Raw genomic sequence first — 25,972 nt, 5'->3', positions numbered from 1 at the left:
AGGAACCGATTGTCATTGCCGGGCTTGACCCGCCTGCGGGGCCGAAGCCCCTCCGGCGCGGCGAAGGCCCGGCAATCCATCAAAAAAGGAACTCTTTAGGGGGATGGATGCGCGGGTCAAGCCCGCGCATGACCGGTGAATATCGGGGCCCCGTGACTATATGATCATGATGCGTCCCCAAGACATCCTGCTGCCAGTTGCTGCCGGCCTGTGCTGCAAGCCCGGCGGCTTCCATATCGACCCTGTCCGCCCGGTCGAGCGGGCCGTGATCACCCACGGCCATTCCGACCATGCCCGCGCCGGCCATGGTGCGGTGCTGGCGACGCAGGAAACGCTGGACATGATGCGGCTGCGTTACGGCGAGAATTTTGCCGGATCGATGCAAGCCATCAACTATGGTGAGGAGATCCGGCTCGGCGAGGTCTGCGTGAAATTCCACCCGGCCGGCCACGTGCTGGGATCAGCGCAGATCGCGGTGACCTGCAAGGACACCTGCATCGTCGCCTCCGGCGACTACAAGGACGCGCCCGATCCGACCTGCACGCCGTTCGAGCTGGTGCCCTGCGACGTCTTCATCACCGAGGCGACGTTCGGGCTGCCGGTATTCCGGCATGGCGATGCGAGCGACGAGGTGAAGAAGCTACTGGCCTCGGTCGCGCTGTTTCCCGAGCGCGCGCATCTGGTTGGGGCCTATTCGCTCGGCAAGGCCCAGCGCGTGATCGCGCTGCTGCGCGCGGCCGGCTATGACGCCCCGATCTATCTGCATGGCGCGATGGAGAAGATCACAGAGTACTACCAAAGCCGCGGAATCGATCTCGGCGAGCTCAGGCCGGTGAAGGGCGTGAAGAAGGCGGCGCTCGCCGGCACGATCACGCTGGCGCCACCCTCGGCGACCTCCGATCTCTGGACGCGGCGGTTTCCCGATCCGGTCACTGCGTTCGCGTCAGGATGGATGCGCGTGCGCGCCCGGGCGCGGCAGCGCGGCATCGAGCTGCCGCTGGTGATCTCCGACCACGCCGACTGGGACGGCCTCACCGCCACCATCGGCGCGACCGGTGCCGGCGAGATCTGGGTCACGCACGGCCAGGAAGATGCGCTAGTGCATTGGTGCCAGAGCAAAGGCCTGAAAGCGCAGCCGCTCGACCTCGTCGGCTATGGCGACGAGGAGGAGAGCGAGACGCCGGCCATTGACGAGGCCGAAGCATGAACCGCTTCGCCGAACTCCTGGACCGTCTCGCCTACGAGCCCGGCCGCAACAACAAGCTGCGGCTGCTCACCGGCTATTTCCGTGAGGTCGGTGACCCCGACCGCGGCTACGCGCTGGCCGCGCTCACCGGCGCGCTCAGCTTCAAGCACGCCAAGCCCGCCCTGATCCGCGATCTCATTGCTGCGCGCACAGATCCGGTGCTGTTCGGGCTGAGTTACGATTACGTCGGCGATCTCTCGGAGACGGTGGCGCTGATGTGGCCGAAGGCTGTGCTAGCCGCCCACAACAACCCGCCGCCGCCGACCCTTACCGAGGTCGTCACCACGTTGCGCACGCTCGGCAAGACCGAGCTGCCAAAGCAGCTCGAGCGCTGGCTCGACGAGCTCGATGAGACCGGGCGCTGGGCGCTGCTGAAACTCGTCACCGGCGCGCTTCGCATCGGCATCTCGGCACGGCTGGCGAAGACTGCGGCGGCCGCGCTCGGCGACAAGGATCCGCATGACGTCGAGCTGATCTGGCCTGGCCTTGCGCCACCCTATCTCGACCTGTTCGCCTGGCTGGAGGGCCGCGCCGAAAAGCCGGTCAATCGCGATCCCGCGCCGTTCCGCCCGGTGATGCTGGCGCATGCGATCGAGGACAGCGATTTCGCCGCGCTCGATCCCGCCGACTACATCGCCGAGTGGAAATGGGATGGCATTCGCGTGCAGGCGGTGGCAGGGCGCGACGAGCGCGGCCACGTCACGGCGCGGCTCTATTCGCGCACCGGCGAGGACATCACGGGCAGCTTTCCCGATCTCGTGCCAACGCTGCGCCTGCCCGGTGCGATCGACGGCGAGCTGCTGATCCTGCGTGAAGGCCGCGTGCAGAGCTTCAACGTCCTGCAGCAGCGGCTCAACCGCAAGGTCGTCTCGCCAAAGCTGATCAAGGAATTTCCGATTCACCTGCGCGCTTACGATCTGCTCGGCGACGACGAGAACGATTTGCGCGAGCTGCCGTTCGCGGAACGGCGCGAGCGGCTGGAGACCTTCATCGGGAAGCTTAGCGATCCCCGCATCGATCTGTCGCCGACCGTTGCCTTCGCAAGCTGGGAGGCGCTGACCGCCGCCCGCGCCGATCCCGCAAGTGCCGGTGCCGGCGAAGACGCGGACGCCGTCGAAGGCGTGATGCTGAAACGGCGCGATGCGCCTTATCTGCCCGGACGTCCCAAGGGCCAGTGGTGGAAGTGGAAACGCGATCCGCACATCATCGACGCCGTGCTGATGTATGCGCAGCGCGGTCACGGCAAGCGCTCGTCCTTTTATTCCGACTACACGTTCGGCGTCTGGACCGCGGGCGAGGGCGGCGACGAACTGGTGCCGGTCGGCAAGGCCTATTTCGGCTTCACCGACGAGGAGCTGCTGCAGATCGACCGCTTCGTCCGCCGCAACACCACCGAAAAATTCGGCCCCGTCCGTCATGTCGTGCATGAGGGCGACAAGGGGCTGGTGCTGGAGGTGGCGTTCGAGGGCCTGCAGCGCTCGCCGCGACATAAATCCGGCGTCGCCATGCGCTTCCCCCGCATCAGCCGCCTGCGCTGGGACAAGCCGCCGCGCGAGGCCGATCGGCTGGAGACGCTGGAGAGGATGCTGAAGGCGGAGGCGGTGGAGATTGAGGCATGAGGAAGATGGCTCGATTGCGGCCACGGAGGCAGTCCGCCCCCTCTCCCGCAAGCGGGAGAGGTTGGGAGCCCGCGGCACGCGCGTGCCTGAATTAAAACGCGGTAAGCTGATTGACGGTCGGGCCGGGGTTCCCCATCTGCCTCGCCGTGCCCTATAATGGGTCGAATCCGCCTACAGGAGTTTGAGATGGTCCAAGACGTCAGAGATTTGCCGGCCGGCCGCAACGACGGGCTGAACCGCTTTCTCGGCGGCTCGCCGCTGGCGGTCGCGTTTCGCCTGGTCCTGCTCTCGATCCTGGTCGGCGTCGTGCTCGCCGCGATCGGCTTCGATCCCTGGAACATCCTCACCAGCATACGCCTGTTGTTCCAGCGGCTGTGGGATCTCGGCTTCGACACCATCAACTGGCTGTGGCGCTACTTCCTGCTCGGCGCCGTCATCGTGATCCCGATCTGGTTGCTCTCGCGCGTGTTCGGCACGCCGCGCGGCCGGTGAGATTTTGAGGGTCCGCAGCCGATGCAATTGCGCTTTGTCGGCTGCGGCGATGCTTTTGGCTCCGGCGGCAGGCTCAATACCTGCTTCCACGTCTCGGGGCGCCAAGCCAACTTCCTGATCGATTGCGGTGCGTCGGCTCTGCCGGCGCTGAAGCGGCTCGAGATCGACCGCAACGATATCGATCTGATCCTGATCACGCATTTCCACGGCGACCACTTTGCCGGCCTGCCGTTTGTCCTGCTCGACGCGCAATTCACGCGGCGGACGCGGCCGCTGACGATCGCGGGCCCGCAAGGCATCGAGACGCGGCTGCGCGAGGTGATGGAGGCGCTGTTCGAGCACTCCTCGAGGACACAGCAGCGCTTCGAGCTAAATGTCGTCGAGCTCTCGCCCGAGCAAAGCCGGACTTTCGGCACCGTGACGGTGACGCCCTATCCGGTCGTGCACGGCGAATCCGGCGGTCCCTTCCTCGCCTACCGCGTCGAGGTCGAGGGCCGCACGCTCGCCTACAGCGCCGATACCGAATGGACGGAGACGCTCATTCCGCTGGCGCATGGCGCGGATCTTTTCATTGCCGAGGCCTATATGTACGAGAAGGTGGTCAAGAACCATCTCAGCCTGAAGACCTTGGAACAGCATCTGCCCGCGATCGGCGCCAAGCGGCTCGTCCTCACCCATATGAGCGATGACATGCTGTCGCGCCTCGAAGCTCTGCCCCATATGGCGGCCGAGGACGGCATGGTCGTCGTGTTCTGACCATGCACGCGCCCGTCCATCCCAAAGTCGGCACACGTGAAGTGTTCGCCATCGCCGGTCCGGCGATGGTCGCCAACCTGACCACACCGCTGATCGGCATCGTCTCGACCACGGCGATCGGCCGCCTCGACGATGCCGCGCTGCTCGGCGGCGTCGCGATGGCGTCGGTGATCTTCGACTGCCTGTTCTGGCTGTTCGGCTTCCTGCGGATGAGCACGCTCGCCTTCACCGCGCAATCGCTGGGCGCGGGTGACACGCGCGAGCCGACCGCGATCCTGGCGCGCGGCTTCATCGTTGCCGGCCTGATCGGCGCCGCGCTGATCGTGCTGCAGCTGCCGCTGGCCGCAATGCTGTTCGACCTCATGGGCGGCAGCGAGGGTGTGACGCAGGCCGCGAAGACCTACTTCAAGATCCGGATCTGGTCGTCGCCGTTCGCGCTCGCCAATTACGTCATCCTCGGCTGGCTGATCGGCCAGGCCCGCGCCAATTCAGCCTTGATGCTTCAGGTCGTCATCAACCTCGTCAACATGGCGGCGACGATGGTGCTGGTGCTGGTCTACGACACCGGCATCGCCGGTGCCGCGATCGCCGCGCTGTTGTCGGAAGCGGTCGGGTTCGCCCTCGGCGTGATCGTCTGCCGCCATTATGCCGACGGCGGCTTTGCCGTGCCGTACGCGACCCTGCTCGACCGCGACAAGCTGTTGCGGATGCTGGCGGTGAACACCGACATCCTGATCCGCACTGCGGCGCTAATCGCCGTATTCCTGTTCTTCACCGCCAAGGGCGCGCAGGCCGGCGACGTCACGCTGGCCGCCAACTCCGTGCTCAACAATTTCCTGCTGGTCAGCGCTTTCTTCCTCGACGGTCTCGCCAACGCAGCGCAGCAGCTCTGCGGCCGCGCCGTTGGCGCGCGCGATGCAAAGGGCTTCGCGGATTCGACCCGGCTGGTGCTGCTGTGGGGCCTCGGCTTCGCGCTGGTGATGTCGGGACTGTTCGCGCTGTTCGGGCCCGCCTTGATCGATTTCATGACGGCGAGTGACGACGTCCGCCGTGCCGCGCGCGAATTCCTGCCCTTCGTCGTGCTCGTGCCCATCCCCGGCGTGTTCGCCTTCGGCTTCGACGGCATCTATATCGGCGCGACCTGGGCGCGCGAGATGCGCAATCTGATGCTGGCTTCGCTGCTGATCTTTCTCGCCGCCTGGTGGGCGCTGCAATCGCTCGGCAATGCCGGCCTGTGGTGCGCGCTGATGGCTTCCTACCTCTCGCGCGGCGGCTTGCAGGCCGCACGCTATCCGGCGCAGTTCCGGGCGACGTTTTCAAAGGCGTAGCTCTCGTGTCCCGGACGCGCTGCAGCGTGAAACGCTGCTGCGCTGAGCCGGGACCCATTTCTCATCGAGTTCGCTGTCACATGGGCCCCGGCTCGGCAGCGCACCACGCCGAAGTCGGCGCGCTGCGCTGCGTCCGGGGCACGAGACCGCGTCACATCCCCGGCCAGTCTTCCGCGGTGAGCGTCGCGGCGTCGGCGCCGACGATCTCGGACAGGGAATCCCGCCCGGTGCGAAGCAGCGTCGAGGTGAGGTCGCGCTTGATCTCGTCGACGAGCCCGAGGCCCTTGTAGATCAGCGACGAATAGAGCTGGATCAGGCTTGCGCCGGCGCGGATCTTGGTCAGCGCGGCACCGCCAGAATCCACGCCGCCGACGCCGATCAGCGGGAACGCGCCTTCGACGCGCACATAGGTCTCCGCGACCATGCGCGTCGACAGGCGGAACAGCGGCCGGCCGGACAGGCCGCCTTGCTCCTTGGCGCGCATCTCCTCGCGCAGCGTGCTCGGCCGCGCGATCGTCGTGTTCGACACGATCATGCCGTCGACCCGGCGCGAGCGCGCCACCTGAACGACGTCGTCGAGCTGGGCGAGGCTCAGATCCGGCGCGATCTTGAGCAGCACCGGCGTGTCGCCGGCCTTCTGGCGCACACGCTCGCGCGCGTCGATTACCCTGGCGAGGAGATCGTCGAGCAGGGCGCCTTCCTGCAAATTGCGCAGGCCCGGCGTGTTCGGCGAGGAGACGTTGACGGTGAAATAGCTCGCCACCGGCGCAAAGGTCTCGATCAGCTTGACGTAATCGGCGACGCGGTCCGGCGAATCCTTGTTGGCGCCGACATTGACGCCGACGATGCCGCCGTGTTGCGCGCGCGCGGCGAGCCGGCGCAAGGCGACGTCGGCGCCGTCATTGTTGAACCCCATGCGGTTGATGACGGCCTCGTCGCGCTCCAAACGAAACAGCCGCGGCCGCGGATTGCCAACTTGCGGCTTCGGCGTCACCGAGCCGATCTCGACGAAGCCGAAGCCGAGCCGCAGCAGCGCGTCCGGCACCTCGGCGCTCTTGTCGAAGCCCGCGGCCATGCCGATCGGATTGGGAAAGTTGAGCCCGAAGGCGCGCATCGCGAGCTTGGGATCGTCAGCGCGCGGCTTGACCGGCGGCAGGAAGCGCAGGCCCTGGATCGCGAGGCGATGGGCGTCTTCCGGATCGAGCCAGCGCAGCACCGGCAGCGAAAAGGCGTCGAAAGCGCGGATCACGGCAGCAGCTCCGGAGTGTCGTGGCCGCCGTCCGAGCGGATGTTGAGGTTCATCACCGACAGCACCGCGCCGAGGTCGAGCTCGCCATAGAGATGTGGAAACAGCTCGTCATTGCGCGAGCGCTCCCAGCGCAGCTCACTGCCGAGTGCGTCGCCGTCGACCTCGACCAGGAACAGCGCGCGCTGTCCGACATAGTGCTTGCGCAAGGTCTCGGGAACCTGGGCAGCGGTGGAGAAATGGATGAAGCCGTCGCGCGCATCGTCCGCGCTGCCCCGGTAGACACCCTGCCGTTCCGCCTCGCGCCAGGCCGAGGCCGGACAGATTTTGTAGATCTTGACCACCGCTTGCGCAGCCCTGTTTGCTCTTTGAGTCAGCTCTTTGAGTTTCTTGGGTTTTTTCGCCGCGTGCGGGTCCCCGAAACCCGGGCGCGACCGTAAAGGCCGCCCCTTCCGAACTCAAGACTTAGAGCCTATTCCGTTCCGATGAAATCGGAACGGGGCTCTGGATTCCTGTTTTAGCGCGTTTTCTTGAGGCGAACCGCTATCCACATCGCTTGAAGGCGCGCCTGCCCATCGCCTCTTGCGCGAAAAACGGAAAACCGGTTGATTTGAGGATAGTTTTCCTGAGTTGCGACGGGCTGGACCTTGCATGGTCAGACAGGCCAAAGCGCAGAGGATACTGACGCACGACCAGATCTGGGTCGCCCTGGATCGGCTGGCGGCGCGCGCCGGTCTGTCGCCATCCGGCCTCGCCAAGCGCGCTGGGCTTGATCCCACCACCTTCAACAGATCCAAGCGCGTCACCTCCGACGGCCGCGAGCGCTGGCCCTCGACCGAATCGATCGCAAAGGCGCTGGCCGCGGCCGACTCCTCGATCGAGAGCTTTGCGCGGCTGATCGACGGTGAGGCCGGCGACGGTCGCTCGGTACCGCTGCTCGGCTTCGCGCTGGCCGGCGCAAGCGGCGCTTTCGATGAGGCCGGCTTTCCATCCGGCAAGGGCTGGACCGAAATCGCGCTTCCCACCGAGGACAGCCACACCTTTGCGCTGGAGATTTCCGGCGATGCGCTGCTACCTGCCTATCGCGACGGCGACCTCATCCTGGTCTCACCCGGCGCACCGATCCGCAAAGGCGATCGCGTGGTGGTGAAGACCAAGGCCGGCGAGGTGATGGTCGCGACGCTGGGGCGCCGCACCGTGAAGGCGCTGGAGCTTCAGGCGTTCGATGCGTCGCAGGCCGGGCGCACGATGGCGGCGAGCGATGTGGCGTGGATCGCGCGCATCATGTGGGCGAGGCAGTGAGGGCGAGGGGACGCTCACGTGCAGCGCACTCAACGCATCCACGGAGCTCTCACAGCACTTCGAAGATCTTGTAGGCGACGGCACCTTCGACGAGGTAGCCCTTGCCGACGCAGACGATGTCGTTGACCCAGGCGTAGGTCTGCGAGCCGGTCTCGAACAGCGGATTGGTGCGGAAGTAATATCCGGCGGGATCGACCTTGGTACGTCGCGCGGGATCCGCCATCTCGGCGCGCAAAGACTGCGGCGTCACCCAGCGGCCGCCATAGGTCATGTAGATCAGCTCGCCATCATGCGTCCGCAGCGACAGGCGGACATCGAGGGTCATGGTGCCATCGGCGCGAAACAAGGCCCAGTCCCCACCGCCCCGCAGCACCTCGCCGCGCAGGCGCGGCCCTTCGAACGAACCCTTGGCCGCGCCGAACAACACGCGCTGCCCGACCGGCCCGGCACCGAAATTGATGCGCGGATCGAGGTCGACGACGATGTCGAAGACAAGCCTGGTCGCGAGGTCACCGACGGGCTTGATGCGGGGATCGGCCATGGTCTGACGCTCCTGTTACGTGGATGGAGTTACGTCGGCGAGCTACGCCGCCTGCGCGGCTTCGCCGAACAGCTTGCGCCTGACCGCGTCGGTCGAGACGCCGGATTGGGCGCAGAGCTCGGAGAGATCGAAGACGAAGCGCTCAAACGCGATCTTGTCGTCGCGAAAGGCGAAGGCGATGAACACCGGCAGCTCGGCGCGACGGCCGTTCGGCACGGCCCCGAAGCGATCGCCCGTCATCGTCATCCGCGCGGTGCCCCAGCAGACCAGCGTGTCGGGGCAATTGGCGCGGCCATCGAGCGTGACGTGATAGTCCGGAAAGGACTTGAAGAAGCGCGCCAGGATGCGCTGGTTTTCGGCGAGACCCTGCGCCCGGGTGCCGAAGGCCGGCGTCTCCAGCACCATGTCGGGATGCAGAACCTCCAGCGCCGCTGGGATGTCCTGCCGGCTTTTCGCGATCGCCAGCCTTTCCGCCAGCTCGAACATGCGCCTGCCGTCCATGGTCTACCTCACCGAATTCTTTATACACATTCTACGTGTCTAATACATACATCATGTATGTTATAAGCGGTTTGATACCGACGCGTCAAGCATTAGGTTGCGCGCGATGCGGGCGAAGGATCCTCCGAGAAGTCGTCGGGAAGAGTACAGCGAGGCCACCAGGCAGGCGCTGCTCGATGCTGGCCGCGAAGCGTTTGCGGCCCACGGATTTCAGGCCGCCGGCATGGAGGCGATCTCACGGGCGGCGCGGGTCACGCGCGGCGCGTTCTACCATCACTTCGAGGACAAGAAGGCGCTGTTCGACGCCGTCGTGGTCGCCATGCAGCGCGAGGCGGCCGCCAGAATCGAGATCGCGGCGCGCAATGAGCGCAAGATCTGGGATCGTCTCAGCGCCGGCATCGACGCTTATCTCGACGCCTGCGAAGAGCCGGACTACGCGCGCATCGTCATCCAGGAAGCGCAGGCCGTGCTGGGCGAGCCGCGCTATCGTGAGATCGAGGAGACCTACCCGACCGCGCTCCTGATCGCGACCCTGCGGGCCCTGAAGCGCGATGGCGAGTTGCACGCGGACGATGTCGATCTGCTCAGCCGGATGATCGACGCCATGATCTGCAAGATCGGACTGCTGCTGCCCCACGCCGAAGATTCCAGGAAGCTGCGCAGAAACGGACAGAAGATCGTCGCGGCCGTGCTGGAGACCTTTCGCCAGAAGGTCTGAATCCGCTCCCGGCTCGCGTCACTCCTGCATCGCCATTGCGACTCACCGCCGCTCTCGCATAGGTTGCGGCCGATATTGCCAATCAAGTTCATCTTAGGGGGATATGATGAATCGCCGTCACGCATTGAAGGCTCTCGCGGGTCTTGCGCTTTGTCCGCTGTGCAAGCCGGCCTTCGCCGCCGAAGGCGCGCATTGGAGCTATGAAGGCGTCGGCGGCCCGGCCAAATGGGGCGATCTCGATGCGGCCAACAAGGCCTGCGCGGTCGGCCTGCAGCAATCGCCGATCGACATCGAGGGGACGATCAAGTCGCAATTGCCGGTTCTGAAGCTGAACTGGGGCAAGAGCCCCGACACCATCGTCAACAACGGACACACGATCCAGCTCAACTTCGCCGAAGGCAGCACGTTGATGCTCGGCGACGTCAAGTACAAGCTGCTTCAGGTGCACTTCCACCGGCCGAGCGAGCACATGATCGGCGGCAAGAATTTTCCGATGGAGGCGCATTTCGTCCATCGCAACGAAGCCGGCGGCCTCGCCGTGGTCGGCGTGCTGATGGCCGAGGGAAGGCCGAACGCCGCCTTCGGCAAGATCGTCAAGACCATGCCGGCGGCGGAAGGCCCGGCGGTGAAGGCGGATGCGGGCATCGATCCGCACGCCATGCTGCCGCAAAAGCTGAGCTACTTCCGCTATCCCGGCTCGCTGACGACGCCGCCCTGTTCGGAAGTGGTCGAGTGGCTGCTGCTGACCACCCCGATTCAGGTGTCCGCCGCTGACGTCGCCGCGTTCGCAAAACTCTATCCGATGAACGCGCGCCCGGTGCAGAAGGACAACAGGCGCTACGTGCTAAGGTCGATTTGAGACGGGACGAAGGTCCGTAGCCCGAATGCAGCGAAGCGCAATCCGGGACCGCTGATGCCGCTCCTGAAGACCCCGGATTTCGCTTCGCTCCATCCGGGCTACAACGCTACGCTGACCGCGCCAGCGCGCCGTCGATCATGTTGACCGCGTTCTGCACGCCGTACACCGCGACGAAGGAGCCGAAGCGCGGGCCCTTCTCCTGGCCGAGCAGCACCTGATAGAGCATGTTGAACCAGTCCAGCGTGACGCCGGGACGGCCGTCCTTGCCCTTCTTGACCTGATCGAGGAATGGCTCGCGGCGGCCGATCTCGTAGACGACGTTCTGGATGTCCTCGGCAGATGCGTCCTGCGCAAGTTGTGACAGCGCATCGCGCAGGTCCTGCAGCGCGCTGCGCTCGTTGTCCGAGGGCACGCGGAACTGCTTCGTCGGCGCGACGAAATCGCGGTAGTAATTGATGGCGTAGCCGACCATCGCATCGAGCTTCGGATGCGTCTGCGGCGAGACGCCCGGACGATAGCGGCCAATAAAACCCCACAGCGTCTCGGCATTCTCCGCGTTCGACGACGACACCAGCGTCAGCAGGAGCTGGAAGGTGACGGGCATGTCGCCCTGCGGCGGCTTGCCGTTGTGGATGTGCCAGACCGGATTGCCGAGCTGCTGCTTGTCATCCTGCCGGGCAAAGCCGTCGATGAACTGCTGATAGTCGTCGACGTTGCGCGGGATGACGTCGAAATACAGCCGCTTGGCCGCCTTCGGCTCGCGATACATGAACAGCGACAGCGATTCCGGCGAGGCGTAGCGCAGCCATTCGTCGATGGTGAGGCCGTTGCCCTTCGACTTCGAGATCTTCTGGCCCTGCTCGTCGAGGAAGAGCTCGTAGTTGAAGCCTTCGGGCGGCGTGGCGCCGAGCGCCCTGGCGATCGCGCCGGAGAGCTTCACGGAGTCGATCAAATCCTTGCCGGCCATCTCGTAGTCGACGCCGAGCGCGACCCAGCGCATCGCCCAGTCGGCCTTCCACTGACACTTGACGTTGCCGCCGGTGACGGGCGTTTCGACTTCCTGGTTCGTGTCGGGGTCGACATAGGTCACCGTGCCGGCCGCAACGTCGCGGCGGATCATCGGCACCTGCAGCACGACACCATTGGTCTTGCTGATGGGCAGGAACGGCGAATAGGTCGCGCGGCGATCGGGCCCTAGCGTCGGCAGGATGATCGCCATCACCTTGTCGTAGGCAGCTAACATCTTGAGCAGCGTCGCGTCGAAGCGGCCGGACGTATAATAGTCGGTCGAGCTCGCGAATTCGTAGTCGAAGCCGAAATGATCCAGAAACGCGCGCAGGCGCGCGTTGTTGTGCGCACCGAACGAGGGGTACTCGTTGGAGAACGGATCCGGCACCCGCGTCAGCGGCTTGCCGAGATGCGCGGCCAGCATCTCCTTGTTCGGAACGTTGTCGGGCACTTTCCGAAACCCGTCCATGTCGTCGGAGAACGCCAGGAGGCGCGTCTTGACCTTGTCCTCGGTCAGAACGCGGAAGGCATGGCGCACCATCGACGTGCGCGCGACCTCGCCGAACGTGCCGATATGCGGCAGGCCGGATGGTCCGTAGCCGGTCTCGAACAGCACCTCGTCCTTCGGGCTTTTCTTCAGCCGCGCGACAATGGCCTTCGCCTGCTCGAACGGCCAGGCGTTGGATTGTTCGGCGAGCGCACGCAAATCGCTCGGGCTCATGTTGGGATCGATAACGGACATCAAGAAGGGCCTCCAGGGCCGCGGAAAATAGCGATTTCCGGGCAGAATGCAAAAGAACGGTAGTTGTCATTCCGGGGCGATGCGCCAGCATCGAACCCGGAATCTCGAAATTCCGGGTCTGGTCCTTCGGACCATCCCGGAATGACAATTCAACAATCTCGAGATTCCGGGTTCGCGCTTCGCGCGCCCCGGAATGACGATCGATGGCTAAAACGGGCTCACCGAGAAATACCGCAGCCACAGATCGGTGTAGCGGCCTTTTTCCCAGACGCGGAACAGGGCCCAGTTCAGGGCCTGGCGCAGCACGTCATTGCCCTTGCGCACGGCGATGCCGATGCCTTCGCCGAAGAAACGGCTCTCGACGAAGGGGCCGCCGGAAAAGGCGCAGCAATCGCCGGAATCGGTGCCGTTGATCCAGAACGCCAGCGAGATGGCGTCGCCGAAGATGAAATCGACCTCGCCCTTGCGAAGGGCGGCGCGCATCGCGTCGTCGTTGGGATAGGGATGCAGCTCGGCGTCGGTGAACATGGCCTTGAGATAGGCCTCGTGCGCGGAGCCGGCGATGACGCCGACTTTCTTGCCCTCGAGATATTCGGGGCGGATCTCCGGCATCACCGCGTCCTTGCGCGAGGCGAAGCGCGCCGGCACGCGGTAATAGGGATCGGTGAAGTCGACGCGGGCGCGCAGCTGCGGGCTGACCGCCATCGAGGCGATGATAGCATCGCCGCGGTTGGAGGAGAGCGCGTCGACCAGCGTCTCGAAGCGGCGCATCTGCACCGTGCAGGTGACCTTGATCTCCTCGCACAGGCTGCGTGCGAGATCGACGTTGAAGCCGGCCGGGTTGCCGTCGGCGCCGGTGAAATTGAATGGCGGATAGTCGGTCTCGGTCAGGAAGCGGATCACGGTCAGGCGCGACAGGTCCGGCCGCTCCGGTCGCCGCCGCGGGTCCCAGAAGCCGGGCACGGCCTGCGGGGCGGCCTGCGCGACCCGAGTTGCGGCTTGCTGCGTCCCCTGGGGCGGCGAGGGAGGCTGCTTGGCCGGGGCCTGCGCCTCGGCGCCGGGAAGGCCTGCGAGCAGGCAGGCGCCGACGGCTAGCCCCGCCAGCAAGCTACGGGCAGATTTGGACGATTTCGCCTGTTGCGATGGAGCCATCGGCCGGAAATGAACGAATTTCATTGGGATCGGAGGGCGTTATAGACCATCCCGACGGGAACGCGAGCATGGAATGCAGCCGAGCGAGGTGCGCTCCCTCTCCCGCTTGCGGGGGAGGACGGGGTGGGGGTATCTCGCGCGGGCGAGAGCCCCAATGTGGAGAGAGCCCCCGCCCGGCGCGCTGTGCGCGCCGACCTCCCCCGCAAGCGGGAGAGGTTGCACCGAGAATGCCGCTCGATCCTGCGCTCTTCTCAGAGATACTTCTTCAAATCCGCCGCCGCCTCGTCCGGCGTCCGCTTCAAATTGAACGGCGACACGAACCGGCCGTCGCGGTCCATCAGATAGATCAGCGCGGTATGGTCCATGGTGTAGTCGCCGTCCTTGGTCGGGACCTTCTTGGCGTAGACCCGATAGGAGCTGATGACCTTGGCGGTCTCGGCGGGATTGCCGGACAGGCCTTCGAGGTGCGGATCGAAGCTCGATAGATAATCCTTCATGGTCGCCGGCGTATCGCGCTCGGGATCGACCGATATGAAGACGGCATTGACCTTGTCGGCATCCTTGCCCATCGCGCGCAGCACTTCCGAGATCTCGAACAGCGAGGTCGGGCAGACGTCTGGGCAATGGGTGTAGCCGAAGAAGATCAGGGTCGGCTTGCCCTTGAGGCTCTTGTCGGTGACGGCCTTGCCGTTCTGGTCGGTGAGCTGGAACGGGCCGCCGATCGCGGCCGGCTGCGCCACCTTGCTGACCCCGCCCATGGCCCAGAACATGATCAGGAGGCCGACAACGAGGCTTGCTGCGAAGGCGGTCGCGATCACCAGCGGACGGGCGGCGGAACTCATGAGCGGAAAACTTCCTGTGGCGGATCAGAAGCAGGCGGCGAAACCGGTCCTGATCATCTCGAAGAACATCTGTGTGCCGTAGTGGAACCACAGCGCCAGCGCGCCGAGCACCAGCAATCCGCCGATCCCCGCGCCCGCCAACAGCAGCACGAACGGCGTCCGGCCGGCAGTGGGCGAATTGTCCTGTAGCGGATGCGTCGGGTGCAGCGGTTGAGCCATGACAACGATCGAGGCGAAGGCCCCGGTTCCCTGGCTTCCAGATAAGCTTTGGCCCGCCTGCGGGCAAGGCGCCGCTGGCGGGCCGGAGCGATCCCGTCCTGGACGATCAGTGGACCAGCTGGCCGCGGGCGGATTCGAGCTGGTCCGCCTGCGGGAGGGGCCGGCGCAACGGCTTGATCGCCGAGGCCTGCGCGTCCATGTAGCAGGGCTTGTACATGGCCTGGAGCTGCCTGCCCTTCAGGAAGAGCATGTGCGGGGTGAGGCCGCCGCGCTGGGTGATCCAGCGCTTCACCTGCGACGGATACATCGCGTAGAGCATCTGGGTCGCCTCGGTGTTAGTGACGGCCCGGCCATTGGTGCCGAAATCCCAGGCGGCGTGGAAGCCGAGCGTCGCGCTCGAGGTCACGCAGATGCGGTCATGCGGGATGGCGCCGAGGACGATGGTGCAGGCGGACGCGCACAGGCCATCGATGATGACGGTTTCGCCCGACTGCCGCAGGTCCTGGTATCTGTCGACGTAGGTTCCAATCCGGCCACCGCGGTCATCCGCGATCCGAACCACCGCGTGAGAAGCCCCCATGCCCGCGATCAGGAGAACCGCCGCAAGCAACCCCGTCAGAAACTTCATTGTCCCCCGCCCCGGTCGAATTCGAATCTGCGTGTCAGGTGATGATGCACGGCCAGCGTCCGTCGTAACCGAGGTTTTGTCTAGGCAGGGCGGCTGACTCAAAACAAATTCAAATCCAGTGTTGCGTCCGCGCTGCACTCGGCCGGCCTCTATCCCAAAGTGGAACAAGTTAACGATGTCTTACGCGCCACGCCCTTGATCTCAGTTGCCACCGCTGGCTTCAATCCCGGGCGACTACAGGGGGGAACCGATGGAGGGGGAAATAATGGAGGGGGAAACCATGGCTGAAGAGACAGACGTCGTCGTTGTCGGCGCAGGCCTATCGGGCCTCGTGGCCGCAACCGAGATCGCGGATGCGGGCAAGCGCGTGATCGTGGTCGACCAGGAAGGCGAGCAGTCGATCGGCGGCCAGGCGTTCTGGTCGTTCGGCGGATTGTTCCTGGTTGATTCGCCGGAGCAGCGCCGGCTCGGCATCAAGGATTCCTTCGACCTGGCCATGCAGGACTGGATCGGTGCCGCGGGCTTCGACCGCGACGAGGATTTCTGGCCGCGGCAATGGGCCGAGGCCTACGTGGCATTCGCGGCCGGCGAGAAGCGCGACTGGCTGCGGGCGATGGGCCATCGCATCTTCCCCGTGGTCGGCTGGGCCGAGCGCGGCGGCTATGACGCGATGGGCCACGGCAATTCGGTGCCGCGTTTTCACGTCACCTGGGGCACCGGGCCCGGTATCGTCGAACCGTTCGAGCGCCGCGCGCGCGAGGCGATGAAAAGCGGCCGGCTGAGCTTCAGGTTCCGCCACCGCGTCGATGCGCTTTCGATCACCAATCGCACGGTGGACGGCGTCAGCGGCGCCGTTCTCGCCCCCGACACGGTCGAGCGCGGCAAGAGCTCCTCGCGCAACGTCGTCGGCGAATTTGCGCTGAAGGCGCAGGCCGTGATCGTGGCGTCCGGCGGCATCGGCGGCAATCACGAGCTGGTGCGGCAGAACTGGCCGAAGCGGCTCGGTGATCCCCCGAAATTCATGATCTCCGGCGTGCCCGAGCATGTCGACGGCCGCATGATCGGCATCACCGAGAAATCAGGCGCGCGGCTGATCAACCGCGACCGCATGTGGCATTATGTGGAGGGCATCCAGAACTGGAATCCAATCTGGCCGCGCCACGGCATCCGCATCCTGCCCGGCCCCTCCTCGATGTGGTTCGACGCAACAGGCACGCGGCTGCCGGCGCCGCTCTTCCCCGGCTCCGACACGCTCGGCCAGCTCAAATACATCATGTCGACCGGCTATGATTATTCCTGGTTCATCCTGACCCAGAGCATCATCAAGAAAGAGTTCGCGCTGTCGGGCTCGGAGCAGAATCCCGACCTCACCGGCAAGAGCTGGCGCATGACCTTGCGCCGCGCCACCAACAAGGGCGCCCCCGCGCCGGTCGAGGCGTTCAAAAGCCATGGTGTCGACTTCATCGTACGCGACAAGATCGAGGACCTTGTTGCGGAGATGAACAAGCTTGCCGGCAGCGACCTCCTCAAGCTCGAGCACATCAGGATGCAGATCGAGGCGCGCGACCGCGAGATCGCCAACGCTTACGTCAAGGACGCGCAGGTGATGAACATCCACAATGCGCGCCGCTATATCGGCGACCGGCTGATCCGCACCGCCTCCCCACACAGGATCCTCGATCCCGCGCAGGGGCCGCTGATCGCGGTCAAGCTCAACATACTCACCCGCAAGACGCTGGGCGGCTTCGAGACCGATCTCGACTCGCGTGTGTTCGGCAGCGAGGGCAGCGTCATTCCCGGCCTCTATGCGGTTGGCGAGGCCGCCGGCTTCGGCGGCGGCGGCGTGCACGGCTATCGCTCGCTGGAAGGCACCTTCCTCGGCGGCTGCCTGTTCTCGGGCCGCAATGCGGGCCGGGCCGCGGCGAAAGCGGTAGGCTAGATCGTGCGGCGGTGGATGTGCATCGGGGCGGTGGTTGCTGCATTGGCCGCCGCATCAGTCGCATCCGCCGAGACGATCGACGTCAACGGCGTGAAGCGCTCCTACAGTGCGCAATTGCCGGCCAGGAAGCCGGCACCGCTCGTCATCGTGCTGCACGGCAAGACCCAGCGCGGCGCCGACATGATCGCGCGGACGGCGTGGCCGCAGGTCGCCAAGCGCGAGGGCCTGGCCGTGGTCTTTCCTGATGGCCTCAACCATGCATGGGCGGATGCGCGAACGAAGGCGGGGCCGGCGCTGCGCGGCCCGCCGGTGGGCACCGACGACGTCACCTTCCTCGCAAAGCTCGTCGAGAAGCTGGTGGCCGACGGCACGGCCGATGCAAAGCGCGTCTTCATCGCGGGCGTCTCCAATGGCGGCGCCATGGCGATGACCATGGCCTGCGCCCGCGCCGATCTGTTTGCGGCAGGCGCGAGCGTGATCATGAACCTCACCGACGAGGCCGCCGTCACCTGCCATCCGTCAAGGCCGCTGCCGATGCTGCTCATGAACGGCACGGCCGACCAGCTGGTCCCCTACGAGGGCGGTCGCGGATCGAGCTATTTTGCCGCAGACGGCTTCTGGTCGACCGAGGAGACATTGGCGTTCTGGCGCAAGCTCAATGGCTGTGAGACCGACGATGCCAGCGTGACCGACCTGCCCGACAAGGCGCCTGCAGACCAATCGACAGTGACCCGGATCTCATCGCGCTGCCCGAGGGGACACGACGTCGTGCTCTATCGCATCAACCATGGCGGCCACCGCATGCCTGGATTTTCTCCGGATGCCCGCTTCCCGAGGGTCGCAGCCGGCCTGCTCGGGCCGCAGAACGGCGACATCGATGGCGCCGAGACGATCTGGGCTTTTTTCAGTCAGTTTCCGTGAGGCGCACATGCTCGGCGTTGACGGCATGCGTGCGGGGCAACGCATGCGCCGCAGGCAACGCATGCGTGCCCGGGGTGGCACGGCGCGAGGTGCTGGGCTAGACAGGGCCGCCATTCCAGTGAGGAGATCCGTAAATGAGCATTCAGCGTTTCGAAACCGGCCCGCGCATGAGCCAGGTCGTCGTGCATGGCAACACCGTCTATCTCGCCGGTGTCGTCGCCAACAAGGCCGCCGGCGAAAGCGTGACCAAGCAGACCCAGGACATCCTGGCCACCATCGACGGCCATCTCGCCAAGGCCGGCACCGACAAGTCGAAGCTGCTCTCGGCCACGATCTACATCACCGATATGAAGACGTTCGGCGAGATGAATGCGGTGTGGGACGCCTGGGTGTCGGCCGGCAATACCCCCGCCCGCGCCACCGTCGAAGCCAAGCTGGCGGCGCCGCAATACACCGTCGAGATCATGGTCACGGCCGCGAAGTAATCTTCACGACCAATTCGCATGCGAATGGAGCGCGATGACAACATCATCGCGCTCCATTTTTTCGCGCAACGATGACCTGCGAGGTAATCGATAAGCGCGCGCGATCCTTCGATAGTCAGGGACAGCCGAATACGGCGTCCTCGAAGGAGAGCATTATGACCGACCCCATCACAATCGCCCGCCGCTACATCGAGCTCTGGAACGAGCGCACCGCCGGCCGGCGCCGCGAACTGCTCAGCGAAAACTGGACGAGCGATGCGAGCTATGTCGATCCCTTGATGAAGGGCGACGGCCGCGACGGCATCGAGGCGCTGATCGCAGGCGTGCAGCAGCGCTTTCCCGATTTCAAGTTCAAGCTGATCGGCGAGCCCAACGGCTACGGCGATCACATCCGCTTTTCATGGGGGCTTGGTCCCGATGGCACCGACAGCCCGATCAAGGGTACTGATTTCGCCGTACTGAAGGACGGCCGCATCAGAAGCGTGACCGGATTTCTGGATCAGGTGCCGGCCGGGGCGTGAGACCACTGGCCCTCCTCGTGCAGGCGGGGAGGGCGGCACCCCTCGACGAAGCGATCTTCACGGCTTACCTGTCATGCCGTGCCGCCCCGTATCCTCCAAACATCGGCCGAGCCGGCCACGCTGCTGCCGAGCCGCTTCCAGCAATGGTTCGCAGCCCGTGGCTGGTCGCCGCGCGCGCATCAATTGGCACTGCTGGAGAAGGCGCGCGAAGACGCTAGCGCGCTGCTGATCGCGCCGACCGGCGCCGGCAAGACGCTGGCGGGATTCCTGCCGACGCTGGTGGAGCTTTCGACCGAGGCAGCCGAACGGAAGGCGGGTGAGAAGCAAAGCCTCGTCTCCACCGGCCGCAGCGTGCAGCGCACCGGCGGCCTGCATACGCTCTATATCTCGCCGCTGAAGGCGCTCGCCGTCGACATCGCGCGCAATCTGGAGCGGCCGATTGCGGAGATGGCGCTGCCGATCAAGGTCGAGACCCGCACCGGCGACACGCCGGTGTCGCGGCGGCAGCGGCAACGGCGTTATCCGCCTGATGTGTTGCTGACGACGCCCGAGCAGCTTGCGCTGCTGCTGTCCTCGGATGATGCACCGTTCCTGTTTTCCTCGCTGAAGCGCATCGTGCTCGACGAGCTGCATGCGTTGGTAACGTCCAAGCGCGGCGACCTGCTCTCGCTCGGGCTGGCGCGGCTGTGGCGGCTGGCGCCGCAGATGCGCTCGATCGGCCTGTCGGCGACCGTGGCAGAGCCGGATCAGCTCGCGCGCTTTCTGGTGCCGCAGCCCGACGGCAGGGAGCGAGCAGCCGACATCGTCATCGCCGGCGGCGCGGCGCCGCCGCTGGTCGAGATGCTGGATACGCGCGAGCGCCTGCCCTGGGCCGGCCACAGCGCGCGCCACGCGCTTCCTGAGATCTACGAGCTGATCAAGGCGAACAAGACCACGCTGGTCTTCGTCAATACCCGCAGCCAGGCCGAGATGCTATTCCAGAATCTCTGGAGCATGAACGACGACGGCCTCGCGATTGCGCTGCATCACGGCTCGCTCGATGTTGCGCAGCGCCGCAAGGTCGAGGACGCCATGTCGGCGGGACGCCTGCGCGGTGTGGTTTGCACCTCTTCGCTCGACCTCGGCGTCGACTGGGGCGATGTCGATCTCGTCGTCAACATCGGCGCGCCCAAGGGCTCCTCGCGCCTGATGCAGCGGATCGGCCGCGCCAACCACCGCCTCGACGAAGCCTCGCGCGCGGTGCTGGTGCCGGCCAATCGTTTTGAAGTGCTGGAGTGCCGCGTCGCCATCGATGCCATTGCCGAGAACGCGCAGGATACGCCACCCTTGCGCACCGGCGCGCTCGACGTGCTGGCCCAGCACGTGCTGGGCTGCGCCTGCGGCGAGCCGTTCCTCAGCGATGATCTGTATGGCGAGGTTCGCACCGCCGCGCCTTACGCCGGCTTGTCGCGGACGGATTTCAATGACGTCGTCGATTTCGTCGCCTCCGGCGGCTATGCGCTGAAGACTTATGAACGCTTTGCCCGCATCAAGCAGGACAAGGAGGGGCGCTGGCGCGTCGCCAATCCCAAGGTGCGGCAGAGCTACCGGATGAATGTCGGCACCATCGTCGAGGACGACATGCTGAAGGTGCGGCTGGTGCGTTCGCGCGGTGGCGGCAAGGGAAAAATGGGCGGCTCGACCGGCGTCATCGCGCGCGGCGGCCGGTTGCTCGGCGAGATCGAGGAAGCCTTCATCGAGGGCCTCTCGCCCGGTGACACCTTTGTGTTCAGCGGCGAGGTGGTGCGCTATGAAACCCTGGTCGAGGACCAGGTCTATGTCTCCCGCGCCAACGACAAGGACCCGAAGGTGCCGTCCTACATGGGCGGCAAGTTTCCGCTCTCGACCTATCTCGCCGAGCGCGTGCGCCGGCTGCTCGATGACGGCCGCGCCTGGGGCGGCTTGCCGGAGCAGGTGCGCGACTGGTTGTCGCTGCAACGGGACGTCTCGCGCGTGCCCGCGGTGCGCGAGCTGCTGGTCGAGAGTTTTCCGCGCGCCAACAAGCACTACATTGTTTGCTATCCCTTCGAAGGCCGCCTCGCGCATCAGACCCTCGGCATGCTGCTCACGCGCCGGCTGGAGCGCGCCCGCGCGCGGCCGCTCGGCTTCGTCGCCAACGAATATGCGGTGGCGATCTGGGCGCTCGGTGATCTCTCGTTCATGATCCGTGATGGCCGGGTCGATCTTAACGCGCTGTTCGACCCCGATATGCTCGGCGACGATCTCGAGGCCTGGCTCGCCGAATCCGCCCTGATGAAGCGCACCTTCCGCAACTGCGCGATCATCTCCGGCCTGATCGCCCGCCGCCACACCGGCGAAGAGAAGAGCCGCCGCCAGGTGCTGTTCTCGACCGATCTCGTCTATGATGTCTTGCGAAAGCACCAGGCCGATCACGTCCTCTTGCGCGCCGCGCGCGCCGATGCCGCCACCGGCCTGCTCGATTTGCGCCGCCTCGGCGACATGCTCGCCCGCATCCACGGCCGCATCACGCACCGGGAACTCGACCGCGTCTCCCCATTGGCCGTGCCCGTGATGCTGGAAATCGGCCGCGAGTCAGTCTATGGCGAAGCTGCAGACGAGCTTTTGGCCGAAGCCGCCGATGAGCTCGTCAAAGAGGCGATGGATAGAAGCGGGTAAGACGTGACGATTGGCGCGCAGGTTTCAGGAGACGTCGACGACATGCGCGTGTCCACAGTCACCATCAGCGATGTGACCTTCGCCGCCGATCTTTCCGGCGCCCTGTTCTGGGAGGAGCAGCGCCTGCTCGTCGTCTCCGACCTGCATCTGGAAAAAGGCTCCAGCTTCGCCACCCGCGGCGTGCTGCTGCCGCCTTACGACACCGTCGCGACGCTCGGCCGTCTCGCTGCTGTCATCTCCCGCCATGATCCGCGCACCGTCATCGCACTCGGCGACAGCTTTCACGACCGCACCGCGCATGAGCGGTTGTCGCCGGACGACCGCGATGCCGTCGCGGCGCTCCAGACCGGCCGCGACTGGATCTGGATCTCCGGCAATCACGATCCGATGCTGCCGCGCGATCTCGGCGGCACGGTCGCCGACGAGGTCGCGATCGGCCCGATCACCTTCCGTCACGAGCCGACCGGCGCACGCGGCGAGATCGCCGGCCATCTCCATCCCAAGGCGCGCGTCTCCGCGCGCGGCCGCTCGATGGAGCGCCGCTGCTTCGCCTCCGACGGCATGCGCGCGGTGATGCCGGCATTCGGCGCCTACGCTGGCGGCCTCAGCATCCGCGACCTTGCCTTCGCAAAGATCTTTCCGGCCAATGGTTTTGTCGCCCATCTGCTCGGCGACCGCCGCGTCCACGCCATTGCAGCCTCACGCTGCTCCTGAGGCCCAAAATTGGGACAGCACTACATTCAGTAGTTTTCCGGAATCGCCCAAGCGCGTTGCCGGCTCTAACTTTGCGCTTGCCGGGGCTGGAATTTTGATCCCGAACAAGATTGTAACCGGCAAGGGGCCGCTGCGAGGCGGCCCCTTTCATTTCGGGCGATCAAAACTGACGGGGACAGTCGCCGAGTTAGGAACAAATTAAGAACACTTTAGCAAGTCTTTGATATATCATTGTGATTCGGCGCGTTGCCGATACAATATCTAGCGTCTGTCAGACTTTGCGAGGACTACATGTCCACCATCGCCTTCGATCAATTTGCCCTCACCCGGATCGCCGATTTCGCGCGCTCGCTATCGCGGCTGCATCAGGCGGCGCGGCGCCAGAGGATCGATGACGACCAGTTCGACCGCGAGTTCAACGCGGTGTGCCAGTCGATCTGGGGTTACACCATCGACGACGTCAGCGACGATCTGTTCTCGACCGAGGATCATCTGTTTCTGGACACGCTGGACGAAGCGCATGCGCGCATTTTCGCGGCCGAGCAGGGCTACGACCTCGTCGGCGATCAGGGCATGCTGACGGATTGGTGGGGCTTCTGCTGGATGATCCTGGCCGAGAAGCGCGGCTTGCTGACGCCGGACAACCGCGCCGCCGCGCGCGCGGCGATCGAGGAGAAATATCTGGCGGCGCCGAACGTGATCGGGGTGATTATCGGGAGGTAGTCTCGTGCCCCGGACGCGGGCGCAGCGCTCCTTCAGCGGTGCGCTGCAGAGCCGGGGCCCATGCTCGCGGCATTCTGGTCCCGGCTCTGCGCAGCAACGCCAAAGAGCGTGCAGCGCGTCCGGGACACGAAAGCGGCTTTAATCCAACCCCGCCCGCTTCGCCGGCTTCTTCGGCACCGTCACATCGGGCAGTGTCTCACGCACGATCTCCGCAGCGGGCGCATCTGCCGACACCGTCTCTGCCCGCACCGGGGCCACCTTCATCTCGCCGAGGCGGGCGCGGACCTGCGCGGTGAGGCCGGGATAGGAGGCAACCGGGGTGAAGTCCGCAGCCTGGTCGTTGCCGACGCGGATGCCGGTATAGGCGACGAGGCCGTCAGTGGTGGCGATCACGTCGCCGGCTTTCAGCGAGGAGTCTAGCGCGAGATCGACCGGGGCAAGGCCGACCGGCTCGCGGCCGTTGCACGTGCAGTCGGCGCGCAGCGCCTTGCGATAGGCGAACGCGTTCTCGCTGTCGGCGTAGCGCTCGCCGGTCTGCGACGCCGCACCGTCGATCGAGGAGCCGAAATAGACCTTGGTCGCGCTGGCAGGACAGAACGCCTGACACATCTGGGCCGGCGAGGTGAGGCCGCGCATCAGCGGAAAATATTTGCCGTCGCAGCTGCGCACGCAGAAGGCCGGGCCGGAGCCGCCGGCTGCCGCGGAGCGGGTCGGCGGCACATATTGTGGGGTTGCGGCATTTTGCTGCCCGCTGAAGGGATCGGCGTAGGAGCTCGACTGTTGCGGCACCTCGCGCTGCGGCCGCTGCTGCTGCATGCCGCCGAAGAAGAAGTCGAACAGGCCCTCGGCCGAAACCGGGGCCGGAGCCGCAAGTGCTCCAAGGGTGGCGGCCACAAGCATCGCGCGACGCCGCCGGCGCGCATGGGACAGGACTGTACGCAATGCTCACTCCACCCGACGCTACTGAACCGGCCGGGACCCCAAGGGGTCTCAGCACATGATTCACCATAAGGCGCGATGGTAAATGAGCAGTTGAGCGGAGGCGGTTTCAAGACGAGGCGGTGGCCTCTTTAGGGCCGGGCGCAGCTTTGGACGGATGGTTGCTTCCGGGGCACACTGAGGCATGACGGCGAGGGATGTTTCGCCGCGTCAGGCCTTCAAGAATTCCGAGGCCTTGTACAGCGAGCGGAACGGCAGGCCGGCCGCACCGAACGTGTCGGTGGCGCCTTCCTCGCGGTCGACCATGGTCAGCACCAGCACCACCTCGGCGCCGGTCTCGCGCACCGATTCCACCGCCTTCATCGCCGAGCCGCCTGTCGTGGTGACGTCCTCGACGATCACGACGCGCTTGCCCTCGAGCGTCTCGCCTCTGGGCAGGCCTTCGATCGCGAGCTTGGCGCCGTGCTCCTTCGGCTTCTTGCGCACGAAGAACGCCGCAATCGGATGGCCCTTGATCCATGAGATCTGCGCCAGCGCACCGGCGAGCGGCACCGCGCCCATCTCGAGGCCCCCGATGAAATCGAGATTGTCGTCCTTCAGCGCCTCATAGGTCAGCTCGGCGAGCAGGGTCGCCCCCTCCGGGTCGAGCATGGTCGGCTTGAGGTTGAAGTAGAAATCGCTCTTGCGGCCCGACGCGAGCGTCACCTCGCCGCGACCGAATGAGCGCCGGCGGATGATTTCGAACAGGCGGGCGCGGGAGGCTGATTTCGACACGGCGGTCCCTCGGGAGCGTTTTTAGAGGAGGCGGAATTTATCCGCGACAGCCGCGACATTCCAGAGGGGGCGTCCCTCGTCAACAGGGATCGGCCATCCCGGACCGCCGGTTGTGGGGGCGCGACGTTCTGGAGTAGGTGGGATGCCAAACCTGTTGGGGAAGGAAGCCAAGGCATGACCATCGAGCTGCACACCTGGAACACGCCGAACGGCCGCAAGATCTCGGTCGCGTTGGAGGAGATGGGGCTGCCTTACAAGGTGGTCCCGGTAAATATCACCAAGGGCGAGCAGATGGCACCGGGGTTCCTCAAGCTCTCCCCGAACAACAAGATCCCCGCGATCGTCGACCCCGAGGGCCCGGACGGCAAGCCCGTCAGCATCTTCGAATCAGGCGCGATCCTGCTCTATCTCGGTGAAAAGACCGGCAAATTCCTGCCGAAATCGCTTGCCGGGCGGATTCCCGTCTACGAATGGCTGATGTGGCAGATGGGCGGCTTCGGCCCAATGCCGGGCCAGGTGCACCATTTCATCGCGCTCGAGAACGAGCAGGATCGCGCCTACGGCCTGAAGCGCTACATGGCGGAGACCCGCCGGCTCTACGGCGTGCTAGACCATCGTCTGGACGGGCGCGACTTCGTCGCCGGCGACCTCTCGATTGCCGATTTTGCCATCCTGGGCTGGGCCTGGCGCCACCCTCGCCACAAGGTTGAGCTGGCCGAATTCCCCAACGTCAAGCGCTGGTACGAGACCCTGATGGCGCGCCCGGCGGTGAAGCGGGGCATGGAGGCGAAGCTGGATTGATGGGGTCTTGCCCTCTCCCCCTGTGGGCCTGTTGCGTTATCGGCTTTTGAAGTTGAGGACGGCAGGAGAAGGGCCGTGGTTACGGCAATTGCCAGCCAAGTCTGTAGTGGTCGCCCTCGGCGGGCGGCTCAGGCCGCGATCGTGGCCCACCGCCTCATGTTGAAGGCGATCGAGGCGAGCAGGACCTGCCCGCTTGCCTTCATCAGACCAACGTAGCGGATGCAAGTCAGTCGCATGCGGCGTTTGAGAGTGGCGAAGGTGGTCTCAACCTGGGCTCGTC

28 protein-coding genes are annotated in these 25,972 nt (G+C 65.5%); 16 read left to right on the top strand and 12 right to left on the bottom strand.

From position 1 onward, the window contains the following. Nucleotides 1-169 precede the first annotated feature (169 nt). The 5 genes from GA0061098_RS34220 to GA0061098_RS34200 all read left to right on the top strand — a co-directional run bounded on the left by GA0061098_RS34220 (nucleotide 170) and on the right by GA0061098_RS34200 (nucleotide 5,441). Nucleotides 170-1,207, top strand: coding sequence for a ligase-associated DNA damage response exonuclease (locus GA0061098_RS34220; protein WP_091965889.1), 1,038 nt, complete (start codon nucleotides 170-172; stop codon nucleotides 1,205-1,207). Beyond that, nucleotides 1,204-2,865 carry an ATP-dependent DNA ligase gene (locus GA0061098_RS34215; RefSeq protein ID WP_091965819.1) on the top strand — a complete coding sequence of 554 codons (1,662 nt, stop codon included), beginning with the start codon at nucleotides 1,204-1,206 and terminating at the stop codon, nucleotides 2,863-2,865. Before GA0061098_RS34220 ends, GA0061098_RS34215 begins: the two co-directional genes overlap by 4 nt. Before the next feature lie 186 nt (nucleotides 2,866-3,051). Then, a complete protein-coding gene (locus GA0061098_RS34210; RefSeq protein ID WP_018320831.1) occupies nucleotides 3,052-3,357 on the top strand; it encodes a DUF6460 domain-containing protein in 306 nt (101 codons plus the stop codon). 21 nt (nucleotides 3,358-3,378) lie between these two features. Next, complete coding sequence (locus GA0061098_RS34205) at nucleotides 3,379-4,113, top strand: MBL fold metallo-hydrolase (RefSeq protein WP_091965818.1); 735 nt, start codon at nucleotides 3,379-3,381, stop codon at nucleotides 4,111-4,113. A gap of 2 nt (nucleotides 4,114-4,115) precedes the next feature. Continuing rightward, on the top strand, nucleotides 4,116-5,441 hold the full coding sequence (locus GA0061098_RS34200) for an MATE family efflux transporter (protein ID WP_091965817.1): 1,326 nt from the start codon (nucleotides 4,116-4,118) through the stop codon (nucleotides 5,439-5,441). 151 nt (nucleotides 5,442-5,592) lie between these two features. Here the strand turns inward: GA0061098_RS34200 and GA0061098_RS34195 are convergent, their stop codons facing one another. Together GA0061098_RS34195 and GA0061098_RS34190 are read right to left on the bottom strand one after the other, a co-directional pair. Next, nucleotides 5,593-6,690 (bottom strand): quinone-dependent dihydroorotate dehydrogenase, encoded by a 1,098-nt coding sequence (locus GA0061098_RS34195; protein ID WP_091965816.1) that lies wholly within the window; start codon nucleotides 6,688-6,690, stop codon nucleotides 5,593-5,595. Next, nucleotides 6,687-7,031, bottom strand: coding sequence for a DUF952 domain-containing protein (locus GA0061098_RS34190; protein WP_018320827.1), 345 nt, complete (start codon nucleotides 7,029-7,031; stop codon nucleotides 6,687-6,689). The genes GA0061098_RS34195 and GA0061098_RS34190 overlap by 4 nt, the downstream gene beginning before the upstream one ends. A gap of 307 nt (nucleotides 7,032-7,338) precedes the next feature. Between GA0061098_RS34190 and GA0061098_RS34185 the strand changes: the two genes are divergently transcribed. Further along, the gene (locus tag GA0061098_RS34185) at nucleotides 7,339-7,989 is read left to right on the top strand and encodes a S24 family peptidase (RefSeq protein ID WP_091965815.1); all 651 of its coding nucleotides are present in this window, start codon (nucleotides 7,339-7,341) and stop codon (nucleotides 7,987-7,989) included. A 49-nt stretch (nucleotides 7,990-8,038) separates the two neighbouring features. Here GA0061098_RS34185 and GA0061098_RS34180 read toward each other — a convergent pair whose 3' ends face one another. Continuing rightward, on the bottom strand, nucleotides 8,039-8,530 hold the full coding sequence (locus GA0061098_RS34180; protein WP_091965814.1) for a DUF3237 domain-containing protein: 492 nt from the start codon (nucleotides 8,528-8,530) through the stop codon (nucleotides 8,039-8,041). Between the two features lie 42 nt (nucleotides 8,531-8,572). Next, the gene (locus GA0061098_RS34175) at nucleotides 8,573-9,031 is read right to left on the bottom strand and encodes an ester cyclase (protein WP_091965813.1); all 459 of its coding nucleotides are present in this window, start codon (nucleotides 9,029-9,031) and stop codon (nucleotides 8,573-8,575) included. Between the two features lie 106 nt (nucleotides 9,032-9,137). Here GA0061098_RS34175 and GA0061098_RS34170 point away from each other — a divergent pair, with 106 nt between their 5' ends. Together GA0061098_RS34170 and GA0061098_RS34165 are read left to right on the top strand one after the other, a co-directional pair. Then, nucleotides 9,138-9,749: a TetR/AcrR family transcriptional regulator gene (locus tag GA0061098_RS34170; protein ID WP_091965812.1), complete on the top strand. Its 612-nt coding sequence runs from the start codon at nucleotides 9,138-9,140 to the stop codon at nucleotides 9,747-9,749. A 106-nt stretch (nucleotides 9,750-9,855) separates the two neighbouring features. Then, nucleotides 9,856-10,608 carry a carbonic anhydrase gene (locus GA0061098_RS34165; RefSeq protein WP_091965888.1) on the top strand — a complete coding sequence of 251 codons (753 nt, stop codon included), beginning with the start codon at nucleotides 9,856-9,858 and terminating at the stop codon, nucleotides 10,606-10,608. Between the two features lie 106 nt (nucleotides 10,609-10,714). Here GA0061098_RS34165 and GA0061098_RS34160 read toward each other — a convergent pair whose 3' ends face one another. The 5 genes from GA0061098_RS34160 to GA0061098_RS34140 form a co-directional block, all read right to left on the bottom strand. Continuing rightward, entirely contained in the window at nucleotides 10,715-12,358 is a 1,644-nt protein-coding gene (locus tag GA0061098_RS34160) for a lysine--tRNA ligase (RefSeq protein WP_091965811.1), read from the bottom strand. A gap of 207 nt (nucleotides 12,359-12,565) precedes the next feature. Then, nucleotides 12,566-13,510 carry an ABC transporter substrate-binding protein gene (locus tag GA0061098_RS34155; protein ID WP_091965887.1) on the bottom strand — a complete coding sequence of 315 codons (945 nt, stop codon included), beginning with the start codon at nucleotides 13,508-13,510 and terminating at the stop codon, nucleotides 12,566-12,568. 251 nt (nucleotides 13,511-13,761) lie between these two features. Further along, complete coding sequence (locus tag GA0061098_RS34150; protein WP_091965810.1) at nucleotides 13,762-14,352, bottom strand: SCO family protein; 591 nt, start codon at nucleotides 14,350-14,352, stop codon at nucleotides 13,762-13,764. A 24-nt stretch (nucleotides 14,353-14,376) separates the two neighbouring features. Next, on the bottom strand, nucleotides 14,377-14,571 hold the full coding sequence (locus GA0061098_RS34145; RefSeq protein WP_091965809.1) for a hypothetical protein: 195 nt from the start codon (nucleotides 14,569-14,571) through the stop codon (nucleotides 14,377-14,379). 106 nt (nucleotides 14,572-14,677) lie between these two features. Beyond that, nucleotides 14,678-15,199 carry a hypothetical protein gene (locus tag GA0061098_RS34140; protein WP_165637777.1) on the bottom strand — a complete coding sequence of 174 codons (522 nt, stop codon included), beginning with the start codon at nucleotides 15,197-15,199 and terminating at the stop codon, nucleotides 14,678-14,680. Nucleotides 15,200-15,479: 280 nt separating this feature from the next. On the opposite strand from GA0061098_RS34140, the gene GA0061098_RS34135 reads away from it, so the two are divergent. The 7 genes from GA0061098_RS34135 (at nucleotide 15,480) to GA0061098_RS34105 (ending at nucleotide 23,178) form a co-directional block, all read left to right on the top strand. Then, entirely contained in the window at nucleotides 15,480-17,138 is a 1,659-nt protein-coding gene (locus GA0061098_RS34135; protein WP_091965808.1) for an FAD-binding dehydrogenase, read from the top strand. Nucleotides 17,139-17,153: 15 nt separating this feature from the next. Continuing rightward, nucleotides 17,154-18,059, top strand: a complete 906-nt coding sequence (locus tag GA0061098_RS34130) for a CE1 family esterase (protein WP_430649286.1) — start codon at nucleotides 17,154-17,156, stop codon at nucleotides 18,057-18,059. Nucleotides 18,060-18,193: 134 nt separating this feature from the next. Further along, nucleotides 18,194-18,544: a RidA family protein gene (locus tag GA0061098_RS34125; RefSeq protein WP_018320814.1), complete on the top strand. Its 351-nt coding sequence runs from the start codon at nucleotides 18,194-18,196 to the stop codon at nucleotides 18,542-18,544. Nucleotides 18,545-18,699: 155 nt separating this feature from the next. Continuing rightward, a complete protein-coding gene (locus tag GA0061098_RS34120; RefSeq protein ID WP_091965885.1) occupies nucleotides 18,700-19,065 on the top strand; it encodes a nuclear transport factor 2 family protein in 366 nt (121 codons plus the stop codon). Between the two features lie 78 nt (nucleotides 19,066-19,143). Next, a complete protein-coding gene (locus GA0061098_RS34115) occupies nucleotides 19,144-21,741 on the top strand; it encodes a ligase-associated DNA damage response DEXH box helicase (protein WP_091965806.1) in 2,598 nt (865 codons plus the stop codon). Between the two features lie 42 nt (nucleotides 21,742-21,783). Further along, nucleotides 21,784-22,455 carry a ligase-associated DNA damage response endonuclease PdeM gene (pdeM, locus tag GA0061098_RS34110; RefSeq protein ID WP_165637776.1) on the top strand — a complete coding sequence of 224 codons (672 nt, stop codon included), beginning with the start codon at nucleotides 21,784-21,786 and terminating at the stop codon, nucleotides 22,453-22,455. 291 nt (nucleotides 22,456-22,746) lie between these two features. Further along, nucleotides 22,747-23,178 (top strand): hypothetical protein, encoded by a 432-nt coding sequence (locus GA0061098_RS34105; protein WP_038973194.1) that lies wholly within the window; start codon nucleotides 22,747-22,749, stop codon nucleotides 23,176-23,178. Between the two features lie 138 nt (nucleotides 23,179-23,316). Here GA0061098_RS34105 and GA0061098_RS34100 read toward each other — a convergent pair whose 3' ends face one another. Together GA0061098_RS34100 and pyrE are read right to left on the bottom strand one after the other, a co-directional pair. Continuing rightward, entirely contained in the window at nucleotides 23,317-24,078 is a 762-nt protein-coding gene (locus GA0061098_RS34100) for a DUF2865 domain-containing protein (RefSeq protein WP_165637775.1), read from the bottom strand. A gap of 249 nt (nucleotides 24,079-24,327) precedes the next feature. Then, nucleotides 24,328-24,891, bottom strand: coding sequence for an orotate phosphoribosyltransferase (pyrE, locus tag GA0061098_RS34095; RefSeq protein WP_008136514.1), 564 nt, complete (start codon nucleotides 24,889-24,891; stop codon nucleotides 24,328-24,330). A 174-nt stretch (nucleotides 24,892-25,065) separates the two neighbouring features. Here pyrE and GA0061098_RS34090 point away from each other — a divergent pair, with 174 nt between their 5' ends. Further along, a complete protein-coding gene (locus GA0061098_RS34090; protein ID WP_091965804.1) occupies nucleotides 25,066-25,692 on the top strand; it encodes a glutathione S-transferase family protein in 627 nt (208 codons plus the stop codon). Between the two features lie 128 nt (nucleotides 25,693-25,820). On the opposite strand, the gene GA0061098_RS34085 is transcribed toward GA0061098_RS34090, so the two are convergent. Then, nucleotides 25,821-25,972 (bottom strand): transposase (locus GA0061098_RS34085; protein ID WP_165637774.1); only part of this gene is annotated, 152 nt, incomplete at its 5' end.

The organism is Bradyrhizobium shewense (assembly GCF_900094605.1).
Classification (GTDB): Bacteria; Pseudomonadota; Alphaproteobacteria; order Rhizobiales; family Xanthobacteraceae; genus Bradyrhizobium; species Bradyrhizobium shewense.
This window is presented reverse-complemented; position numbering and strand designations above follow the sequence as displayed.

Bases quoted from the DNA above. Each gene is read 5' to 3' on its own strand.
- GA0061098_RS34150 (WP_091965810.1), bottom strand. From the start codon at position 14,352: ATGAGTTCCGCCGCCCGTCCGCTGGTGATCGCGACCGCCTTCGCAGCA.
- GA0061098_RS34185 (WP_091965815.1), top strand. From the start codon at position 7,339: ATGGTCAGACAGGCCAAAGCGCAGAGGATACTGACGCACGACCAGATC.
- GA0061098_RS34160 (WP_091965811.1), bottom strand. From the start codon at position 12,358: ATGTCCGTTATCGATCCCAACATGAGCCCGAGCGATTTGCGTGCGCTC.
- pdeM (WP_165637776.1), top strand. From the start codon at position 21,784: ATGCGCGTGTCCACAGTCACCATCAGCGATGTGACCTTCGCCGCCGAT.
- GA0061098_RS34215 (WP_091965819.1), top strand. From the start codon at position 1,204: ATGAACCGCTTCGCCGAACTCCTGGACCGTCTCGCCTACGAGCCCGGC.
- GA0061098_RS34135 (WP_091965808.1), top strand. From the start codon at position 15,480: ATGGCTGAAGAGACAGACGTCGTCGTTGTCGGCGCAGGCCTATCGGGC.
- GA0061098_RS34220 (WP_091965889.1), top strand. From the start codon at position 170: ATGCGTCCCCAAGACATCCTGCTGCCAGTTGCTGCCGGCCTGTGCTGC.
- GA0061098_RS34145 (WP_091965809.1), bottom strand. From the start codon at position 14,571: ATGGCTCAACCGCTGCACCCGACGCATCCGCTACAGGACAATTCGCCC.
- GA0061098_RS34175 (WP_091965813.1), bottom strand. From the start codon at position 9,031: ATGGACGGCAGGCGCATGTTCGAGCTGGCGGAAAGGCTGGCGATCGCG.
- GA0061098_RS34155 (WP_091965887.1), bottom strand. From the start codon at position 13,510: ATGGCTCCATCGCAACAGGCGAAATCGTCCAAATCTGCCCGTAGCTTG.
- GA0061098_RS34205 (WP_091965818.1), top strand. From the start codon at position 3,379: ATGCAATTGCGCTTTGTCGGCTGCGGCGATGCTTTTGGCTCCGGCGGC.
- GA0061098_RS34140 (WP_165637777.1), bottom strand. From the start codon at position 15,199: ATGAAGTTTCTGACGGGGTTGCTTGCGGCGGTTCTCCTGATCGCGGGC.
- GA0061098_RS34200 (WP_091965817.1), top strand. From the start codon at position 4,116: ATGCACGCGCCCGTCCATCCCAAAGTCGGCACACGTGAAGTGTTCGCC.
- GA0061098_RS34105 (WP_038973194.1), top strand. From the start codon at position 22,747: ATGTCCACCATCGCCTTCGATCAATTTGCCCTCACCCGGATCGCCGAT.
- GA0061098_RS34170 (WP_091965812.1), top strand. From the start codon at position 9,138: ATGCGGGCGAAGGATCCTCCGAGAAGTCGTCGGGAAGAGTACAGCGAG.
- GA0061098_RS34090 (WP_091965804.1), top strand. From the start codon at position 25,066: ATGACCATCGAGCTGCACACCTGGAACACGCCGAACGGCCGCAAGATC.
- GA0061098_RS34120 (WP_091965885.1), top strand. From the start codon at position 18,700: ATGACCGACCCCATCACAATCGCCCGCCGCTACATCGAGCTCTGGAAC.
- GA0061098_RS34165 (WP_091965888.1), top strand. From the start codon at position 9,856: ATGAATCGCCGTCACGCATTGAAGGCTCTCGCGGGTCTTGCGCTTTGT.
- GA0061098_RS34100 (WP_165637775.1), bottom strand. From the start codon at position 24,078: ATGCTTGTGGCCGCCACCCTTGGAGCACTTGCGGCTCCGGCCCCGGTT.
- GA0061098_RS34180 (WP_091965814.1), bottom strand. From the start codon at position 8,530: ATGGCCGATCCCCGCATCAAGCCCGTCGGTGACCTCGCGACCAGGCTT.
- GA0061098_RS34210 (WP_018320831.1), top strand. From the start codon at position 3,052: ATGGTCCAAGACGTCAGAGATTTGCCGGCCGGCCGCAACGACGGGCTG.
- GA0061098_RS34125 (WP_018320814.1), top strand. From the start codon at position 18,194: ATGAGCATTCAGCGTTTCGAAACCGGCCCGCGCATGAGCCAGGTCGTC.
- GA0061098_RS34130 (WP_430649286.1), top strand. From the start codon at position 17,154: ATGTGCATCGGGGCGGTGGTTGCTGCATTGGCCGCCGCATCAGTCGCA.